The sequence below is a fragment of the Spirosoma pollinicola genome (genome assembly GCF_002831565.1).
Classification (GTDB): Bacteria; Bacteroidota; Bacteroidia; order Cytophagales; family Spirosomataceae; genus Spirosoma; species Spirosoma pollinicola.
In genome coordinates, this window is record NZ_CP025096.1 from 6,482,199 (window position 1) to 6,502,571 (window position 20,373).

Here is a 20,373-nt window from a genome sequence, read left to right on the forward strand (position 1 = left end):
ATGAATTAAATAACTGATAGGCCATTTTGGTGTAATGGTAGAACAGATAACTCAGTGAAGAGAGTTATTGGCTGTTAACTCACTACCGCATCTACTTATCCAGTCACTACTTCCACTTGATGGCACAACCAATTGGTTTTGTAATGGGCGACTGCACGGGCCGACCTGCCAACAGGCTGCTTACAGCATCGTCGATATACCGACGCTGCACGCTGCCCCCATCCTGAGGGCTGTCGTCAATGGCACCCACATACTCAAGAACAAACTGCCCCCCAACTTGTTTGAGCACATACACTTCTGGTGTGCGCGTTGCCCCAAATGCACGCGTGGTTGACTGTGTTTCGTCCATCGCATAAACGAACGAGTAAGCTTTGTCGCGGGCACGAATCTGCATATTCCCAAATGAGTCATCTTCGTAGGCATTCGGATCATTTGGCATAATGGCCAGCACAGGGTAGCCCTGGGGTGAAAATTTGCGGTCCAAGGCAATTAACCGATCTTCGTATGCTTTCGAAAAGGGGCAGTGATTACTCATAAAAACAACGATCAGGCCTTTCTGAGCACGATAGTCGGCTAGCGTAACCTGGCGGCTATCCACGTTTTTTAACCGAAAATCAGCCACGGCATCTCCCAAACTATACCCTTTTATCGTTTGAGCCTGTATGACAGATGAGGCCACCAGTAAAAGAACTGTTAGAATAAAGCGCACAAGTTTGTCAGTTTTCACGGAGTTATCCATTTTTGTTAATTAGACAACAAATAGGTAATAAGGATTAGTTTACTGTGAATTTGGGCTTACTTCCCCACGAAACCATCTATACGCCAACTAATTTATCCGCTGGCCGGTAATAGATATACACTAGTAGACTAACCGTATATATTTTCTGAAAATAAAATCAGTCAAAACCACACGTAACTTCGCACGATGAATCGACTACTACTTGGGATAATTTTTGCTACACTTATCGCAAACACAGCGATTGGTCAGATTATACGGATCAGTAGCGAAAGCAGTCTGGAATTGGGGAAATCTAGCTGGCGTTTTATGCCTGGTGACAACAAGCGCTGGGCCGATTCGGCTTTTAACGATAGCGCCTGGAAACGCCAGTCGATAGAAACGTCTATTGACTTAAATGATCCGGTATGGCAGCAGAACCAGGGCTGGTTTCGGCAATCGTTACGCCCACGAACTGGTATTCTCAAAAAAGACCTTCGGCTCGTTGTCAAACAATTTGGTGCGTCTGAAATTTACCTGGATGGCCGATTGCTGGCCGTACTCAAGCCGCCCCGATTTGATTCAGGTGGTTCTCAGCGACTTATCCGGTTCATTCCCATTCAATTTACCGATACAAACCAGCATATACTGGCTGTTCATTATCGGTTTCGACGCGACCCAGTTGTTCAGGCATCGACAGACATTTCTCCACTTAGTCTGCACCTTCAACACGCCGATGATGTGGGCAGTTCGTTGATTGATGAAACCGAATGGTCTGGAGTACTAATAGGCTGTTTTATGGGTGTGTGTGGAATACTGGCGCTACTTCATTTTCTGTTTTACCGGGCCAACCGCAGTCAACCCATTAACCGGACATTGGCCTGGGGCATGTTATTTTTTACCCTGGGTGCCGCTATGTTCGAATTGATTGATTTTGTCGGCACGCTCACCTATGTTTCGTTAACCGATCTTCTTAACGATGTAAGCTTACATATGGGGTTTATACTGCTTCTTACGGGTGTTTATCAGTACGTACACTTGCGCAGAGGCTGGATTTACTATGGTGTAATCGCTACCGTACTTATTGATCAGCTTTACCGTATTTCCATAGGTAGTCTTCTGAATGACTTCGGGTGGATTCCAGTGGGATTGGTCATTCTCGACTATATTCGGGTGAGTTGGTTAGGTCGTAAACGGAAAGACCTTGACGCCCGCCTACCCTGGAATTCGCTCAAAGTAGCGGTCTACTGTTTTGTGCTCATTATTGCCTGTGGCATTATTGTCGGCATTTCGGAATCAATCATGAAGGGTAATGTGGAGTATATGCTAGTCATACTCATACTGCTTCTTGCAGGAGTGATTTTCAGTATTCCGGTGGGCCTTTCGCTCTCCCTGGTGAGTGATTATACACGAACCTACAAAGCCCTGGGCGACAACCTCCGCGAAGTCGAACAACTCTCAGCACAAACACTGGCGCAGGAGCAGGAAAAGCAGTACATATTGGCCCGTCAGAATGAAGTGCTGGAAGAACAGGTCAAGAAACGAACCGTCGAACTCCACCAATCGCTTGACGAACTGAAGTCAACACAGGCCCAGTTGGTTCAACGGGAAAAATTAGCCTCCTTGGGCGAACTTACGGCAGGTATTGCCCACGAAATTCAGAACCCACTTAATTTTGTCAACAACTTCGCTGAAGTATCGGTCGAGTTGGTCGAAGAGATTAATGACGAACGGGTAAAGCCAGTCGGAGAGCGTGATGAAGAGTTGGAAGCTGAGTTGTTGAGCGACCTGAGTCAGAATGTACAAAAAATCAGCGATCATGGAAAACGGGCCGCCAGCATTGTCCGGGGTATGCTCCAGCACAGCCGGAATAGTTCAGGTCAGAAGCAACCCACCGACCTAAATACACTCGTAGACGAATATTTGCGGCTGGCTTATCAGGGAATGCGAGCCAAAGACAAGTCCTTCAATGCGCACTTGATCAGCAACTTTATGCCCGATTTGCCCAGCATCGATATTGTGCCGGAAGAGATAGGTCGGGTATTGGTGAATTTGTTCAATAATGCATTTTATGCTGTTCAGCAAAAAAGTCTGTCAGCCTCTCCGGGTTTTGCGCCAACGATTTCTGTTGAAACCGGCCGAGAAAACAACCAGCTCATTATTCGGGTGCGGGACAACGGCTCGGGCATTCCTGATGATGTTCGGAGTAAAGTTTTCCAGCCTTTCTTTACCACCAAACCCAGTGGTGAAGGCACAGGATTGGGACTATCTCTCAGTTATGATATTGTTGTGAAAGGGCATGGAGGCCTATTAAGCGTAGAAACAGAAGCGGGTGAGTTTACTGAATTTACGATAAAGCTGCCGGTTAAGTAGGCGGGTTTTGTTGCTTTCAGCGCAACGCCGGACTTAATACTGATACCTAATTTTTAGGGACCAAATCAGCCCTTTAATCAATAACCACAAAAAAATAGTACGAATTTCTTGTTTACTAAACAGTGTTCAGTAAGTTTGCATCGTTAATTAATTTTCTCAATGGGTATTACAGAACGGAAAGAGCGGGAGCGCGAAGAAATGCGGCAGCTGATTCAGGACGCAGCCCTGAAGCTTTTCCTGGCCAATGGCTATGAGAAAGTAAGTATACGCAATATTGCCGATGAAATCGAGTATAGCCCAGCCACGATCTACCTCTATTTCAAAGACAAAAACGAGTTGCTCTTTGCCCTGCACCAACGTGGTTTCGTAAAAATGGTGCAGGAATTTCAACCGCTGCTGCTGTTGAGTGACCCGTTCGAAAAGTTGGTTGAGATGGGTCGTTCGTATATCCGTTTCGCGGTCGAAAATCCGGAGCTTTTCGATCTGATGTTTATCATGAATGCCCCGATGGATAAGCTCGATAAAGAAGACTGGGTCGAAGGAGACAGGGCGTTTGGCTTACTGACGCAGGTTGTTCAGGAATGTATGGATGCGGGGGTTTTCAAGAAACACGACCTACAGTCAACGGCTATGATGATTTGGAGCTCGATTCACGGCTATACAGCGCTGTTCCTTCGGAAACGTCTGGGTATGTTCGCTGAATGCGACGTACCAATGATCATGGATGACTCATTCAATTTGTTCTGCGAAACGCTACGACGTGGGTTATAGCTTTTTTTTACCCTATCACTAAACACTGTTCATTAACTAATATATGATTATGAATCTCATTCTCAAGCACATCCGCTATTTGAGTCTGCTGCTTCCTCTATCGGTTGCGGCACAGCCTGCGCCAACGTCGAGCCCTATATTGGACAGCTATGTTCGTGATGGCCTGGCAAACAACCTCGCGCTTAAGCAGGAATCACTGGAGATTAGCCGCGTGACAGAATCGCTCAATCAGGCGAAGTCGTTGTTTTACCCGCGTGTGGCCTTCAACCCAACCTACTCACTGGCGGCTGGCGGTCGGCGGCTGGATTTCCCGGTGGGTGATCTGCTTAATCCGGCCTACAAAGCCCTGAACCAGCTTACCGGCTCCGATAAATTCCCGACCAACATCGAGAATGTGAACCAGTTGCTGGCACCCAACAATTTTCACGACACTAAAATCAGTGTTAACTACGCTATTTTCAACACCGACATTCAATACAACTACCTTATTCAGAAACAAGTACTTAGCTCGCAGGAGGCCCGCCGACGGGTTGTCGAAAATGAGTTGCGGTACAACATCACTACAGCCTATTATCAGTACCTGCAAACGCTCGACGCTGTTCATATTTTCGAAAATTCGCACAGCATACTAAGCAGTCTCGCCCGCCTGAACGAAAAACTGGTGAGTAACAACATCGCGACAAAAGAAACCGTGACCTCGGCTCGCTATGAGATCAGCAAGGTTGATCAACAACTGGCCGTAGCGCAGAAAAACCGCGAAACCGCCCGCGCTTATTTCAACTTTTTACTCAATCGCGATCTGGTAGCGCCTGTTGAGGTCGATTCGTTACTCACGAAGATTCTGCCGGAATCGAAGGAAAACCTACCCGACTTGCAGCAAACGGCCTTACGCGGTCGGCAGGAGTTAGCGCAGGTGACGAGTTCACTGGGAGCGGCACAAACGGCGGTCAAACTGGCCGAAGCCAATGCCAAAATCCCGAACGTATATCTCGGCGCCAACACGGGTTTTCAGGGTTTTGGGTATACGTTCCAGAACCAGGCGTATCTGGTGGCGCAGGTTGGTTTGCAGTGGGATTTGTTCAGGGGGTACGAAAAACGCTCGAAGATCCAGCAGGCTAAAATTCAGACCAACGCCCTGCAAACCCGGTATCAGGAAGTACAGCGGCAAATTCAGTTGCAGGTGCTACAGGCGTATTTTGACCTGGATGCGGCCACAGAGAGCCTGGCTGCTACGCAAAGTGGTATGCTCAACGCCGATCAGACTTTCCGGGTTATCGACAGTAAATACCGCAACGGGCAATCGCTGTTGATCGAGTTCTTACGCTACCAGAACGACCGCTTGACAGCGCAGCTCCAGCACTCGCTGGCTCGCATGGATGTACTTGTAAAACGAGCGGCTCTCGATCGGGCCGTGGCGGTGGGGCAATAATTAATAGATAATGCAAAGTGAATAATGGATTGCCGTGGTGTCGGGTCCTGGAATGCCAGCCACCACATCCACACCACCCCACTTTCACAAATCACGTGATTCACCCAAATCATTTATAAACAATTGACCGCATGAAACCAATCCATATTCTTCTCTCTTTATTACTCTCTGTTCTTCTCTGGGCTTGTGGCAGCAAAGCCGACCGCGCACCAGCCGAACAGAAACCGGTTGCCGATGAGGTAGTTGTCCCCATCAAACTCACGTCAGTTAGCACTGTTGTTCGGGCCGAACCGGTGGTTGCGTCGGGTCTGGTCTCGTCGGCGCAGGAAGCCCGGCTATCGTTCAAAGTTGGCGGGATTATTAACCAAATGCTTGTGGAAGAAGGGCAAACCGTTCGTAAGGGCCAGCTTCTGGCGACGCTCGATCTCACCGAAATTAACGCGCAGGTTAGTCAGGCACAGTTGGCCAATGAGAAAGCCGAACGCGATCTGGGCCGGGTGAAAAGCCTGTATGCCGATACAGCCGCCACGCTGGAACAGCTTCAAAACGCAACCACTGGCACAAGCATCGCGAAACAGAACCTGACCATTGCGCAATTCAACCGCAATTACGCCCAGATACGCTCAACGGTCGACGGCACCGTAACGCGTAAAGTGACCAACGCGGGTGAGTTTGTCGCATCAGGTGCCTCGGTTTATATGATCTCATCCAATCGTCGGAGCGACTGGGTTGTGCGAGTAGGCGTTTCGGATAAAGACTGGGCGCGGCTTCGGCTGGGGAATCGGGCAAGCATTATGCTCGATGCCTATCCTAACACGACGTTTATGGGTACCGTAACCGAGCTGGCGCAGGCAGCCGACCCTATCAATAAACTATATGAAGTGGAGGTACGGATTAACCCCGGCACGGCAAAATTTGCCCCCGGTCTATTTGCCAAAGTAACGCTTGTTCCGGCCCAGAGCCGCAATTACACGCTCGTGCCCGTTGAGGCAATTGTAGAGGGAAATGGCAAAGATGGCTTTGTCTATGTTCTGGCCGATGCGCGACCAAATTCCGGCCCATTGCACGTTCGGAAAGCACCTATTCAGATAGGTTATCTGGATGGCGACAAAGTGCTAGTGACCAACGGCATGTCAGGTATTAAAGACGTCGTTACGGCGGGGTCTGCATTTTTAACTGAAGAATCGGCGGTTGTTGTTAAATAATCATTTAAACACAGAGAACACAGAGCAAAAAAAGAGACACGGAGTGCTCAGTGCGCTCCGTGAAGCCCTTTGTGGCCTCTGTGTTTTAAAACACTATGAACATATCCGAATTTTCCGTCAAAAACTGGCAGTTCATGCTGGTGCTATTCCTCGGCGTGGCCGCGCTTGGCGTCAACTCCCTGCTCAATATGCCTCGGGGCGAAGACCCCGAATTTACCGCCCCAGAGTTTGCGGTAGCCGTTGTCTATCCCGGCACCGATGCGCTGGATATGGAAGAACTGGTCGTGGACCCGGCCGAAAAACGGTTCAACGAACTCGATAACATCAAACACGTCATTACCAGCGTAGACGATGGGCTGGCGGTGTTTCGTGTCTCCTACGAATACAGCGAAGACCCCGACGAAAAGTATCAGGAAATTATTAGGGAAGTAGGGGCATTAAAGAGTGAACTACCTGCCGATGTTTTCAAGATAGACATTACAAAATTTTCGCCCTCCGATGTCAATATTGTTCAGGTGGCCTTGCAGTCAGAAGTAGCATCGGACAAGGATTTAGGTAATTATGCCGATGAGTTGAAAAAGCGGCTTGAGAAGGTCACAAGCCTGAAAAATGTGCAGGATTGGGGGTACTCTGCCGGTATTGTTCGGGTGTCGCTCAACATCGAAAAGATGGCGCAGGAGGGCATCTCAACCAACCGCGTCATTGGGGCGTTGCAGGCCGAAAACGCGACCATTCCGGGCGGAAGTATCCAGGTAGGAAGCCGAAAATTCAACGTCAAAACGGCGGGCGATTATCAGTCGCTGGACGAGATCAGGAATACGATTGTATCGAGTAACGGGCAAAAAATCATTCACCTGCGCGACATTGCCGATGTGGATTACAACCTCGAAGATGAAACCCACATCACCCGGCTCGACGGGCATCGGGCAGTGCTGGTAACGGCCAGCCAGAAGATGGGCGAAAACATCGACAAGGTTGGCAAACAGATCAACCCAATCATTGAGAATTTCGCCAAAACCCTGCCTCCGCACATTAAACTGGTCAAGAATTTCGATCAGGCTGCCAGCGTAAACAAACGCCTGTCGCATTTTGCGCTCGATTTCGCCATTGCCATTTTACTGGTATCGCTAACCTTATTGCCACTAGGCTTTCGGGCGGCTGTGGTCGTCATGATTTCGATTCCGCTGTCGCTGTCGATTGGTTTGTCGCTGCTCAATGCCTTTGGGTATAGCATTAACCAGTTGAGCATCGTTGGGCTGATTGTGGCCCTTGGCATTCTGGTCGACGATAGCATTGTGGTGGTCGAAAATATTGAGCGGTATCTGCGCGATGGGTATTCTAAAAAGGAAGCCGCGATCAAAGCCACCAGCCAGATAACACTGGCTGTTGTTGGCTGTACAGTCACACTGATTCTGGCCTTTTTACCCCTTCTGTTCTTACCCGAAGGCTCCGGCGATTTTATCCGGTCGCTGCCAATGGCTGTTGTAACGACCATTTTGGCGTCACTGCTGGTTTCGCTTACCATCGTCCCTTTCCTGTCGAGCCGGATTCTGAAAGAAGAACACAATCCTCAGGGAAACATCTTTCTTCGTGCGCTCAAAAAACTCATCAGTGGGTCGTATAGCCGCTTGCTGAATGTGGCGCTGGATCGGCCAGTCATTACCTTACTGGTGGCGCTGGCAATTTTTGGCGGAGCCTTATCACTGTCGGGTAAAGTTGGGTTTGGCTTATTCCCGGCCTCCGAAAAGCCGCAATTTCTGATCAATATCGAAACCCCCGACGGCAGCAGTCTAAGCGAAACCAACCGTGTGGCCCGCTATGTTGAGAGCAAATTGAAACAGGATTCCGCCATTCGGCATTTTACGACAAACGTTGGTAAGGGTAATCCACGGATTTATTACAACATCATCCAGCGCAACGAATCGGCCAATTTCTCGCAGTTTTACGTACAACTCAATGACATTACGCCACCAGAGAAACGAGCCATTATTGATACCTACCGCGACCTGTTTGCGCTCTATCCGAACGCCAAAATTGAAGTAAAGGATTTTGAACAGGGACCTAATCAGGAAGCACCCGTGGCCATTCGGGTATTCGGCGAGAATCTGGATACGCTGCGTACTGTGGCGGCCCGTGTCGAAACCATTCTAAAGCAAACAGCGGGTACGATTTACGTAAATAATCCCCTCGCCAATCGCAAAACCGACCTGCGCATTAAGATCAATAAAGAGAAAGCTGGTCTACTGGGTCTGTCCATCGCCGATATTAACCGCACCATCCGCCTGGCCGTTGCGGGTCTGAATGTCGGCACCTTTAAAGCCCCGAACGACGATGACGACTATACGATTAACGTCACGTTGCCGAAGGGTCGGGTAACGGATCAATCCGTACTGAAAAACCTGTATGTCAACACCGTAACAGGCGGTTCTGTCCCTCTGAGCCAGGTAGCCGATCTGCAATTTGAGACGGGCACGAACCTCATCAAACACTATGACAAAGATCGCTTTGTGACGATAACAGCCTTTGTTAAAACCGGGCATTTAGTGGATGATGTATATACGGATGTGCTGAAAAAGCTGGATGCCATGAAGTTTCCCAGTGGTTTCCGATATACGGCGGCTGGTGAACTGGAAAGCCGCGAGCAATCGTTTGGTGGCCTGGGCACCATTATTATGATTACGATTTTCGGGTTTATGGCTGTCCTGATTCTGGAGTTTGGCACCATTAAAAGCACCCTGATCGTGCTGTCGGTTATTCCGCTGGGCATTATTGGCGCTATTGCGGCCCTGCTGCTTACCGGAAACCCGTTTTCATTCGTGGCCATTATCGGCCTGATTGCCCTGATCGGTATTGAGGTCAAAAACTCGATTCTGCTGGTGGATTTCACCAACCATTTGCGCGAAGAAGGGATGCCACTGGTAGAAGCCATTAAAGAAGCGGGTGAAGTCCGGTTCGTTCCCATCGTATTGACCTCACTCACTGCCATTGGTGGCTTGATGCCGCTCGCTCTCGAAGGGAATCCACTGTATTCACCACTCGCCTGGGTGCTTATTGGGGGCCTGATTTCCAGTACATTGCTCTCTCGCATTGTTACCCCGGTGTTGTATAAACTGCTTCCACCGAAGGTTGAGTTAAAAGTAGCAAGGGCGGAAGAGCAGGAGCCTGTTTTAGTATAAAAATACAAAGCGTGCCCCGGTTCGAACCGGGGCACGCTTTGTATTTTCTGTAGTGCCGACCGTCGATGCGTCGAACCGTCCCGGTCGGGCGAGTTGGTTCTATATGCCCGACCGGGACGGTTCGACGCATCGACGGTCGGCACTACATTTTTACTTCACAATCACCTTCCGCACGATGCGCGTAGCTCCAGCATTGGCCCGAAGCAAGTATACTCCCGGACTTAGTGCCTGTGCCGTTGTGAATAGCATTGACCCATCGGATTGTGCTTGTCCCTGAACAGTAATTTCGCGTCCGGCAAGAGTTGTCAGATGATAGACTGCGTTGGGCAAGTTGCGGACTGCGGCCCGAATCGCCTGATTATCGGTTGGGTTGCCAAGAATTTCAAAGGCGGGCGTCAGGTTGTCTATTACGACCGATACGATTTTCGAGTAGGCTGTTTGCCCGTCAAGGTCGACCTGTTTCAGCCGGTAGTAGTTCGTACCGCTTAGGGGGTGTTCATCTACCAGACCGTAGGTTTTGGTCGACTGCGCTTCGCCTGCTGCCGCCACACGGCCAATGGCCCCAAACTCGCGGGCATCAGTACTGCGTTCGACATCAAAATAAGCACTCTTTGTTTCGTTGGCTGTTGCCCAGGAAAGGGCTACCGTCTCGCCAACCGCTTTTGCTTCAAAAGACGAAAGTCGTACCGGCAACGCATTAGCGATATTGAAGCGGGCAAACGTTGGATAGTGGTCGGAAGTAGTGAGGGCGTAGTTGACAACGGCAGGCCGTACCGACGCTACCGACCCGGCGATGTAAGCAGGAGCCAGCTCATTCGAAACCGTGATATGGTCGATCGCATCCGTGAAGTTTGCATCAGTATTACAGCCATTCGTGCTTAACTCGCTGGAAATAACCGTGTAATTGGCATCGGCAACAAAGTTAGCATAAGAGGAAGGATTACCGGTTGCGATAGACTGGTCAACATCGTCGTTATAATCACCGGCCAGAATCAGGTTAACGTTGCCGTAGTTGGCATCCAGTTCAGCTTTCAGGTCGATAATATCCTGCTTCCGGCGGTCGTAATCGGCCTGCGCCGAACCCGATTTGGCGTGAATATCCACGATATACAACTTGCGGGTCTGCCCGTCTACGGTCACGTTTGCGACAAACAGATAAGGCAACCGACCCGATGCCCATGCATCGCTGCGGGGCGTAGCAGTGTAATTGTATTTATCAGCCAGCAGTGGCTTACTCTCGGCGGCAATCATCGAGACCGTACTCGTTTTATACATCACGCATACTTTCTGGTTGATGGCCGTCGGGTTAAAGCCCTGTGGATTACCGTTGGCATCGCATAAATCCTGAAAGAAGTAAGACGTGTACTGATCCGAACAACTCAGCGCATAGCCCGCTGGCGTATTAGCAATCAGAAGATTCTTATCGCTCACCTCCTGCAACACATAAATATCGGCGTTGAAGGCGTCCATCACCGACCGAACGTTTTGCGCCTGAAGGCTTTCATTCGTCGGGCCATTGTCAGCATATGTCCTTGAGCCATTGGTACACGTATAGGAGCCTCCATCGAAACCATACCATTCGAGGTTCCAGGTCACCACGCTCAGGGTTTGGTTATTATCGGTGATATCGCGTGTGGTAGGGCAAGTTATAATGGTCGGCGGTGGCGGTGGAACTTCCGAACCGGGAATATCGAAGATGGCGCGGGGATTAAGCTGTATAACATTCTTCGATGCATCGGTTGGTATGTATCTGTCGGCAATACCTGTTGCCGACAATACTCCGGTTGGCTTGGTTGCACCCACCAGATCGGAGGCACTTGTAACAAATAATTCGGCGGCACCGTCGCTGGTTGTGAGCGGGTACGTACCGGCAGCTCCCCCCTGAAACGTAGCGCCTGAGCCACCAATGGTAGCATTCTGAATCGTGACCAGTTGCCCTTCAAATGTGCCTGCCGTAAGTTGTGGTATTGTAATGACCTGGGGCGAAACGGGCTGATTGGTGTTGTCTACCTTCGAAAAAGCCATAACACCATTGATTTCTTTCTTCCCCTGAAACAAGGCTACCGGCCCCGTTACCTGAACCAAATCACCGAGCTGTACCTGATTTCCGTAGCTTGTATTCGGGTCATAAACTGCAACACCGCCCGTAGCATCCTGAATATAAAACAGCTTACCACCAAACTGGGTGCTAACCGTTACGCGCCCCTGAATGGTGACAGTTGTGCCTACCTGTCCCCGCGCTGTAGCAATGGGCGTTGGCCCGTTGGCCACATCAACCGTTCCGCTAACTGCTACGTTTTGGGTGGTGGCCCCTGCACTCTCGTTCGTGATGGCACCGCTGAGGGTACCGCTACTCACACCCGTAAGTCGAACACTAATGGCCGTTGCCGCTACTACCCCACCCGATTGCGTCAACGTTTGTGTACCGGCATAACTGCTGCCGTTATCCTTACTGATTTCGTAGCCCGTTGGCGCGGTAATCGTTAAATCGGTCGTCAGGTTTACGCTGGAAACGGTATAGGATTTGGGCAATGAAGGCGTACCCGGAACCGTGGCAAAACTGGTAAGTGAGGCAGGAGAAACCGAAATAAGTGGCGCAGTCGGGTCCAACGGTCCCACCGAACCATTCAGCGTAATATTATCGAACCGCCATGTTCCACCTAAGCCACTGGCGCCATACCCATAGATCCGAAAGGTAATGGGTGTACTAACATTTTGAAGGGCAACATTGGCACTTAACGACACTACACGCGACGTAAATGAACCATTGGATGTTGGGGAGGTTGCCGATGTAGGCGTGGTATTGATATCGGCAGCAAAATTATCCAGACTTGTTCGCAACACCCATGTCGTTGGGCCGGTGTTCGATCGCTGTTCATCGAACGAAAGCTGGTCTACGGATACGGTAAAACTGGATGCCGGGCTTAGGCTAAACTGAACGTATTTGTTGGCATCCGGGCTGGCGACATTCCAGGCAGAACCCGAAAATGCTTTCCCTGTTGATGGATTGCCCTGCGGATAAGTTGGACCGGTGATGCCCGATCCTATCGTTGTATTTGCCGCCGAAACATTGGCGGCAACGGCTGTTGGCACTGGGGTGGACGTGTCAAAGTTCCATTGGGCTAACGTCGTTTGGGCATAGGTCGAGACCGCCAGTAGCCAGAAAAATACGACTAATGCAACTTGTAAAGTTCGATTCATAGTTGAGTTTTGCTAATTAGAGCTGATGATCAAAAATACGTTTTCAAGTATTACGAAAGCGTTAATTTTCTATATAGTCTATCAGCACACTACTCGGGCGAGAATCATTTTCAGGCTTTATACAAGGTTATCAGCTGTAAAAATTTAGTGAGTTGGTGCTATTTCAGAGCACAATTCAGACTATTTATTACCTATCAATCAACACCTTAACTACATACCGTTGTCCTTTTCCCTCTACGTTCAGCCAATATAAACCTATTGGCAAAGGCTGAACAAAAGTCAGGTTGGCTTCCCCTGCTTTCTTATCCAATAGCCCAGGCATGAGTTGCCCTGATGCGGTTAGCAGCTGCACCTTCGCATCATCGGCATTCCAAAGCCGCACATGAATTCGATCAGGACTCGCCGGATTAGGATAGACGGTTATGACGGGCTCACTACTTCGAAGAACAACCGATATAGGCCTTATATATTGAAACGTGCCATCGTGGTCAATCTGTTTCAAACGATAGTAGTTTATACCAGGCTGCGGATTCAGATCAGTCAGGCCGTAGTATTGTCGGGAATCGGTGGTGCCTTTAGCGGTCACTTCGCCTACGATCGTATATTCGCCCAAATCACGACTTCGTTCGACAACAAACCGGTTGGCGTTGTACTCAGATGTTGTCGACCAGGCAAGTTGAACACGGTCGCCTTCGGGTTGGGCTGTAAATGAAAGGAGCGTTACGGGAAGTACGGCAGCATTGATCTGGATCTCATCTATTTTGAGCGTCCCTCCCCCATCGTTAGGGTTGCACCCATAAATACGAAAGGTTATAGCGTTCGATTGATTGCTGAACCCCGCACCCGTCAACACAATAGACGCTACCTGGTAGCTGGTCGTGATGGCCTGAGACAGTAAGTTGCTGCTAAATCCATCAACACTCGACCGGACTGTAAGTTGCTGCGGACCTTGTGCCGAACGGGCAACGGCAAATGATAGAGAGGCCAGAGTAATGGTTGTTGTGCCAAGGGGCTGTACGGAAAACTGGACGTACTCCGTCTGATTGCATAAGGTGGTTGACCAGTTCTGCACATTGGCACCCAGACCAACATAGCCTGCTGAATATTGGCTCACGGCCAGTAGGTTTACTCCCGTATACGTAACCACCGAAGCGGCTACCAGACCCGTCGACGATATACCATTGCTGTTTCCCTCAAAATGCCAGTTTGCGGTAAATGGCGTTGCCTGCGCTAGGGCAGATACTATTCTTAGTAACCAGAATAACAGGCATATGCAGAGAGTTTTCTTCATACAAAAGCCTCAATGTATCTATCACATCAAGGCTCGTGCAAGGTATCAATAAAACAAACAAGTCACTTAATAAATAAACTCACCTACTTCGCTTCTGATAGTCACTTGCTTACCCGCATAGGCTTCTACATGACCAATTATCTGCGCGTCGATGCCAAAGGATTGGGCAATGTCAATGATGCGCTGTGCATTGGCTTCCGGCAAGTAAACCTCCAGCCGATGGCCCATATTGAAAACTTTATACATTTCCTGCCAACTCGTACCGCTTTCGGCCTGAATCAGCCGGAACAAAGGCGGAATTGGAAACAGGTTATTTTTGATAATATGCACGTTGTCGACAAAATGCAGAACTTTCGTTTGTGCCCCACCCGAACAATGCACCATACCGTGAATCTGCATACGTAGTTCATCCAGCAATACCTTCGCCACAGGGGCATAGGTGCGTGTGGGCGAAAGAATAAGCTGGCCTACCGTAGTACCGGCCGGAACTGACGGTATTACATCCGTTAATTTTTTAGATCCGCTATAAACCAATGACTTATCAATAGCCGGATCGAAGCTTTCGGGGTATTTGCTAGCTAAATAATGATCCAGCACATCATGTCGGGCCGAGGTAAGTCCGTTGCTGCCCATGCCTCCATTGTAGGTTGTTTCGTAGGATGCCTGCCCAAACGAAGCTAACCCAACAACAACATCACCCGCCTGAATCCGGTCGTTGCTAATGACCTGATCGCGTCGCATCCGGGCAATAACGGTGCTGTCGACAATGATGGTACGAACCAGATCCCCCACGTCGGCGGTTTCGCCACCGGTGCTGTAAATTTCGATGCCGTGGTCGCGCAGCATCTGCAACACCTCTTCCGTACCGTTTATGATCTCGGCAATGACTTCGCCCGGAATCAGGTTTTTGTTACGCCCAATGGTTGATGACAGCAGCATGGGGCCAGTGGCTCCGGCACAAATCAAATCGTCGGTATTCATAACGACTGCGTCCTGCGCAATGCCTTTCCAAACGCTTAGATCGCCGGTTTCGCGCCAATAGAGGTACGCCAGCGCCGATTTCGTTCCAGCGCCGTCAGCGTGCATAATCGTGCAATAATCCGGATCGCCAGCCAGCGTATCGGGCACGATTTTACAGAAAGCCTTTGGGAACAGCCCCTTGTCAAGTTGAGCAATTGCGTTGTGAACGTCTTCTTTACTGGCGGAAACTCCGCGCTGGGCATAGCGATCTGTCATGCCGCAAAGGTAAGAAAGGGAGGAGAAGGAGGAAAGGGAGGAGTGGAGGAAAGGGAAAATAACAATTCAGGCTACCTCTCTCTTCCACCTTCCCTCTCCTCCCTTTCTTACCTTCCTCCCTCTAATATACAATTCCCGTTTTGGCCCGGACGGCGTCCAATAGCGCCATCAGGTTCAGACTATCATCGAGCGACCAGAATGGACTTTCGATTTGGCCTTCGGCTAAACACTGCATTACATGACGGGCTTCATAATCGTAACCGTGGGTTGTGCGGGTAAAATCGAATTCGGTTGAATCGCCCTCTTCCGGAATGAGCGAGAGACCCATTGTTTCGTGAAAGCGACTGTGAATCCGAATCTGACCTGTTTCACCCTGGATTAAGCCAATACAATCCGTTTTCGCCTGTAGCGTACTATCCAGCAGTGCAATCGCGCCATCGGCATAGGTCAGCACCATACCACACTGTTCATCGACACCAGTCGATCCAAAAATAGCCGATGCTTTTACAGTCGTAGGTTTTCCCAGAATGAGATAGGACAAAAATAGGGGGTAAATACCGATGTCGAGCAACGAGCCGCCACCCAGTTCTTTATTAAAAAGACGGCTTTCGGGCGAAAATGGGGCTTTAAAGCCAAAATCGGCTTTCACCGAAACCACTTTGCCGATAGCCCCCGACTGAACGAGTTCCAGCGCCTTTTCGATGCCGGGCATGAAGCGACTCCAGAGTGCTTCCATTAGAAAAATACCCTTCGTTCGTGCCAGATCGACCATTTCCTGAACCTGTTCGCTATTCATGGCAAAGGGTTTTTCGCCTAGAACAGCAATGCCCCCATTGAGCAACAGCAATGCATTTTCGTGGTGTTTGATGTGCGGGGTCGCCACATAGACAACATCTAAATCGGGCAGGGAGAGCAGTTCTTCGTAGGAGCCAAGTGCATGAGGGGCGTTATACTCCCTGGCAAACTCCTCGGCACGTTGCAGGTTCGTGGAGGCAACAGCATAGAGTTGCGCATCGGGCAACGTGAGTAGGTCTTGTGCAAATTTGTGGGCAATGCGGCCCGGTCCTAAAATTCCCCAGCGAGTCATAATAAACGATGTAATTGAGTGGTCGGCTATTGGATAAGTTGACCGGTTGGCCAACCCTTAAATGTATCTTTTTTTCTAAGTTGCAGCTTCAACAACTCAACTCTCAGTGAAAAGCATTTCAATATTCTTTCTACTATTCTGTTTATTAATCGCGCATTCGGTCTCGTACGGCCAGATTGTTGAGCAGCCTGACCCGCTTCGCCCATCCGTCGTCACGCCCGACAGCACCAAAGCAAAAACACCTGTTGACTCAAACAATGCCAGTGCGCAAAAGCCAGCTCTGGCAAAAAAAGACACAGCTGCTCCCGTGCAAACACATATTTTTCGATACCGTTTTACTGCCGATGGCACCGTAACAGCGGGGAACGTAAACCGCACGCTGCTACAACTTACCAGTGCCCTGGATTATGAGCTAAGCCATTATTTCAAACTGTCGAGTAATCCATCATTTGTCTATGGAAAACAGAATGGACTTCTGGCCGAACGCGAATGGTTTGGGGATTTTCGGACAACCTATCGCTACGAGAAACGGCTCTATTATTTAGCGTTTGGGTCTTATGAGCGCAGTAACCTTCGGCAGATCAATAACCGTTGGACAGCGGCAGGGGGCGTTGGCTATAAACTCCTGAATCAGAAGCGGGCCTACATATCTATTACGGACGTAATTATGAATGAAAACACCGATTTTCTCGAACTCGAAGACATTTATATTGTTCGTAATTCGGTGCGTTTGTTTGGCGAATACACCTTCGGTAAAGACCGGTTTGTTGTTACGCATACCGCCTTTTATCAGCCAGCTCTGGGCCAGTACAACATCCGATGGAACGCCAGCCTGAGCGTTCAGATAAAACTCACGTCGGCCACCAGCCTACGCACAACAGTAGCCAATGCCTACGAGAGCCTGGTAGTACCCGGCAGGCAGAACAACGATTTTCGGTTTACAATGGGGTTGGTGTATGAACGGAAGTAAACGGGATGCAGTGCATTCTGGCGCGGGTACTTCCTGGCGCGGGTATTCACCCGTGCCTGTTCATGAAAGCCAGCATTCGCTGGCAAAACAATTCAGTTAAACGCCAGCGAATGCTGGCTTTCATGAACAGGCACGGGTGAATACCCGCGCCAGAATCCCCTTTCCTACTGTTTCTCAGGAAACGGAATAATTAGTTTTTCGCCCCGCTGGGCTAAATCTTTGTCTTTACGGTTAGCTCGCATGATTGCCTCTTTGCTAACGCCATATTTCTGCGCGACAACCCGAAGGACATCACCCGGCCCAACCGTATGAACGGCCATCACCTTAACGTTAAGTTTCGTTACGCCCGCTTTAATGTCGCTTTCCGATACGCCGGGGTTAAGTGCCTTTAAGGTGTTGATTTTCATGTTGTAACGATTCGCCACGCCATAAAACGTTTCGCCATTGCCAACCGTGTATTTGCTCGAAACGCCCCCCGGCTTAACGTTTACCTTTTCTACGGCAACTTTGGGCTTAGTTTCGGTCGGTTTTTCAACCTTTGGTTTTTCTGCTTTCGGTTTTTCAACCACTGGCTTTGCTGTCACTTTTTCTTCGGGAACAGGTTTGCCATCGGTTGTTTCGCGGTTATCTTCAGCCACTTCCTCAGCTTTAGCGTTAGCCTCGGGCGCATCGACGGGCGGTGTCGCCTGCGACAGGTCGACCGGGGCGGGTTGCGACGAGGTATCTTTCTCTTCGGGCGCCATCAGCATTTCGGGATCGTTTTGCGAGATCGGTTGCTGCGAAGCCGTATCGAGGGCCACGTTGGTCAACTCATCGGACCCATTGGTATCATCGGTAACATATCCATAGCCAATGTACAGCAGGGCGGCAATCAGCCCTACTAAAACAACAAGCGTGATCGCGGGCAGACTGGAATTGGAATTACCGGCCGGGCGCGGATTGGATGATTTATTTTCGGCATCCATAACGTAAGTATATTGGGTTAGGGTGTGGTTAACTGGCGACTCATATCAGCCACTTTTTCCTTTAAACTCTCTTTGAATCGGCTTAGATTACTAGCAACGGTTTCGTCAAATGTGCCAACAATCTGTGCAGCCAGAATCCCGGCATTACGGCCCCCATCAAGTGCCATTGTCGCCACAGGCACGCCACCGGGCATTTGAAGAATAGACAAAACGGAGTCCCATCCGTCAATTGAGTTACTGGACTTCACCGGAACACCAATAACAGGCAGGATGGTCAGCGACGCCACCATACCGGGTAAATGAGCGGCTCCCCCTGCCCCGGCAACAATAACCTTCAGGCCCCGATCTCGGGCGGTCTTTGCATACTCAACCATCTTTTCGGGTGTTCGGTGGGCCGACACAATATCCATTTCCCACGTTACGCCCAACTCCGTTAATATGTCGGCGGCCTCCTGCATGATCTTTCGATCGGAGATACTGCCCATAATGATACCTACCATTCAGATGATTATAAGTTGACTCTCTGCGAAATAACGGAGTTTAACGCAGATTCTGGCCGTCTGATAGCTAAATTTTTCTTCCGGTCATTAATCCACCCTTTTTATTCCTCCTTTCGCAATAAACCATTATACAAACTTTATTCCGTCGAATTTCCGTCCTAAAATGGCCACATCGTCGGCGCCAAGGTAGTCGTGAAGGAGCGTCGCATATATTTGACGGAAATCTACCGAATACGTCAAGTCACCATCCGTTAATTTCGCCAGATTCGGCGCTTCGTTCAGTACACGGCGTGATGGCAGCCCGCCACCAATCAGGAACACGTTGTTGGCGGTTCCATGATCTGTTCCGTTGCTGGCGTTCTGCTTCACCCGTCGGCCAAACTCCGAAAACGTCATCAGCAATACATCATTCTGCCGACCGGCCGTTTTCAAATCGGTCATAAACGCCCCGACAGCTTCGGCATATTGACCCAATAGTCGCTCCTGCTGCCCCGGCTGATTAATGTGCGTGTCAAACCCGCTAATCGACACATAATAAACGCTTGTCTCTACTCCCGACTGGATTAGCTGCGACACGGTTTTAAGCCGATTGCCTAATTCATGATTCGGATACGTTGTCAGTAGTGTGCTGGAAGGCGCCCCGGAAACGGCCCGACTTGTTCGACTTACTTTGTCATAAACATAGTCGGCCGACGATACTGTTTCGGCCAGTGTTTTATATAGATATGCCACTGATTCCGGCTCGTGCATACCCTTGTCGGCAGCTTTTTCCTTTCCCAATCCGGTTACAAAGCCACTACGGGTCTGATTGTAGAGTTTTTTAGGGTCTACGACAGCGAGGCCATTCAACGAGCTACCTTTCATGGCCAGACTCAGCGTATCATCTACTTCGATGGTCCGAAACGGTTGCTGGGCCTTGCCAGCACAGGATGCATCCAGATACCGCCCAACCCAGCCCGTATTTACGTATTTGTCGGAATCGCTGGCCGTTTGCCAGATGTCCATTGAGCGAAAATGCGACCGGTCGGGATTGGGGTAACCCACGTTATTAATGACGGTCAGCAGACCTTCATCGTACAACGCTTTCAGCGGTCCCATAGCTGGATGCAGCCCAATTTCGTCGTTTAGTTGAAGGACTTTTTCGGGTTTGATAGCAATTGTCGGGCGTTCCCGATAGTAAATATCGTTCCGGTACGGCACCACGGTATTCAGGCCATCATTCCCACCCGATAGTTGCACTACTACCAGAATTTTACCGTTCGAGGCTGGCCCTTTGCCCAGCATCTGCGATTCGTAGGCTTTCAGGAAATGCGGAATCAGCATTGTCCCCGCCGTTGTAAAAGCCGATTGTTTGATGAAGTTTCTACGGTTCATAATTTCTCAATGTATGAATTAGCGAATGCCAGAATGAATGAATTATACGCAGCTGACCTGTCTATTCACTTATTCTATCA

The 20,373-nt window shown here is 49.7% G+C and carries 15 protein-coding genes; 7 read left to right on the plus strand and 8 right to left on the minus strand.

Features of this window, described 5'->3' with window-relative positions; all coding sequences use genetic code 11:
* Positions 1-106 precede the first annotated feature (106 nt).
* Complete coding sequence (locus CWM47_RS27215; RefSeq protein WP_240625491.1) at positions 107-727, minus strand: thioredoxin family protein; 621 nt, start codon at positions 725-727, stop codon at positions 107-109.
* Positions 728-925: 198 nt separating this feature from the next.
* Here CWM47_RS27215 and CWM47_RS27220 point away from each other — a divergent pair, with 198 nt between their 5' ends.
* The 5 genes from CWM47_RS27220 to CWM47_RS27240 all read left to right on the plus strand — a co-directional run bounded on the left by CWM47_RS27220 (position 926) and on the right by CWM47_RS27240 (position 9,669).
* Positions 926-3,088 (plus strand): sensor histidine kinase, encoded by a 2,163-nt coding sequence (locus CWM47_RS27220; RefSeq protein WP_100991777.1) that lies wholly within the window; start codon positions 926-928, stop codon positions 3,086-3,088.
* 159 nt (positions 3,089-3,247) lie between these two features.
* The gene (locus CWM47_RS27225) at positions 3,248-3,859 is read left to right on the plus strand and encodes a TetR/AcrR family transcriptional regulator (protein WP_100991778.1); all 612 of its coding nucleotides are present in this window, start codon (positions 3,248-3,250) and stop codon (positions 3,857-3,859) included.
* A gap of 49 nt (positions 3,860-3,908) precedes the next feature.
* Positions 3,909-5,288 carry a TolC family protein gene (locus CWM47_RS27230; RefSeq protein WP_100994075.1) on the plus strand — a complete coding sequence of 460 codons (1,380 nt, stop codon included), beginning with the start codon at positions 3,909-3,911 and terminating at the stop codon, positions 5,286-5,288.
* Positions 5,289-5,419: 131 nt separating this feature from the next.
* Positions 5,420-6,493: an efflux RND transporter periplasmic adaptor subunit gene (locus tag CWM47_RS27235; protein ID WP_100991779.1), complete on the plus strand. Its 1,074-nt coding sequence runs from the start codon at positions 5,420-5,422 to the stop codon at positions 6,491-6,493.
* A 95-nt stretch (positions 6,494-6,588) separates the two neighbouring features.
* Positions 6,589-9,669 (plus strand): efflux RND transporter permease subunit, encoded by a 3,081-nt coding sequence (locus CWM47_RS27240; protein ID WP_100991780.1) that lies wholly within the window; start codon positions 6,589-6,591, stop codon positions 9,667-9,669.
* 150 nt (positions 9,670-9,819) lie between these two features.
* Here CWM47_RS27240 and CWM47_RS27245 read toward each other — a convergent pair whose 3' ends face one another.
* The 4 genes from CWM47_RS27245 to CWM47_RS27260 form a co-directional block, all read right to left on the minus strand.
* Positions 9,820-12,870 (minus strand): endonuclease/exonuclease/phosphatase family protein, encoded by a 3,051-nt coding sequence (locus tag CWM47_RS27245; RefSeq protein ID WP_100991781.1) that lies wholly within the window; start codon positions 12,868-12,870, stop codon positions 9,820-9,822.
* Positions 12,871-13,057: 187 nt separating this feature from the next.
* Positions 13,058-14,161 carry a T9SS type A sorting domain-containing protein gene (locus CWM47_RS27250; RefSeq protein ID WP_100991782.1) on the minus strand — a complete coding sequence of 368 codons (1,104 nt, stop codon included), beginning with the start codon at positions 14,159-14,161 and terminating at the stop codon, positions 13,058-13,060.
* A gap of 66 nt (positions 14,162-14,227) precedes the next feature.
* A complete protein-coding gene (locus CWM47_RS27255; RefSeq protein ID WP_100991783.1) occupies positions 14,228-15,397 on the minus strand; it encodes an AIR synthase related protein in 1,170 nt (389 codons plus the stop codon).
* 121 nt (positions 15,398-15,518) lie between these two features.
* On the minus strand, positions 15,519-16,484 hold the full coding sequence (locus CWM47_RS27260; protein ID WP_100991784.1) for a Gfo/Idh/MocA family protein: 966 nt from the start codon (positions 16,482-16,484) through the stop codon (positions 15,519-15,521).
* 106 nt (positions 16,485-16,590) lie between these two features.
* On the opposite strand from CWM47_RS27260, the gene CWM47_RS27265 reads away from it, so the two are divergent.
* Complete coding sequence (locus CWM47_RS27265) at positions 16,591-17,454, plus strand: DUF481 domain-containing protein (protein ID WP_394341951.1); 864 nt, start codon at positions 16,591-16,593, stop codon at positions 17,452-17,454.
* A 5-nt stretch (positions 17,455-17,459) separates the two neighbouring features.
* A complete protein-coding gene (locus CWM47_RS39845; protein ID WP_262511979.1) occupies positions 17,460-17,594 on the plus strand; it encodes a hypothetical protein in 135 nt (44 codons plus the stop codon).
* Positions 17,595-17,618: 24 nt separating this feature from the next.
* Here the strand turns inward: CWM47_RS39845 and CWM47_RS27270 are convergent, their stop codons facing one another.
* From CWM47_RS27270 to CWM47_RS27280, 3 genes are all read right to left on the minus strand, one after another.
* Positions 17,619-18,419 carry a LysM peptidoglycan-binding domain-containing protein gene (locus CWM47_RS27270; RefSeq protein ID WP_100991785.1) on the minus strand — a complete coding sequence of 267 codons (801 nt, stop codon included), beginning with the start codon at positions 18,417-18,419 and terminating at the stop codon, positions 17,619-17,621.
* Between the two features lie 17 nt (positions 18,420-18,436).
* Positions 18,437-18,919 (minus strand): 5-(carboxyamino)imidazole ribonucleotide mutase, encoded by a 483-nt coding sequence (gene purE / locus CWM47_RS27275; protein ID WP_100991786.1) that lies wholly within the window; start codon positions 18,917-18,919, stop codon positions 18,437-18,439.
* A gap of 126 nt (positions 18,920-19,045) precedes the next feature.
* A complete protein-coding gene (locus CWM47_RS27280) occupies positions 19,046-20,293 on the minus strand; it encodes a DUF1501 domain-containing protein (protein WP_100991787.1) in 1,248 nt (415 codons plus the stop codon).
* Positions 20,294-20,373: the final 80 nt, after the last annotated feature.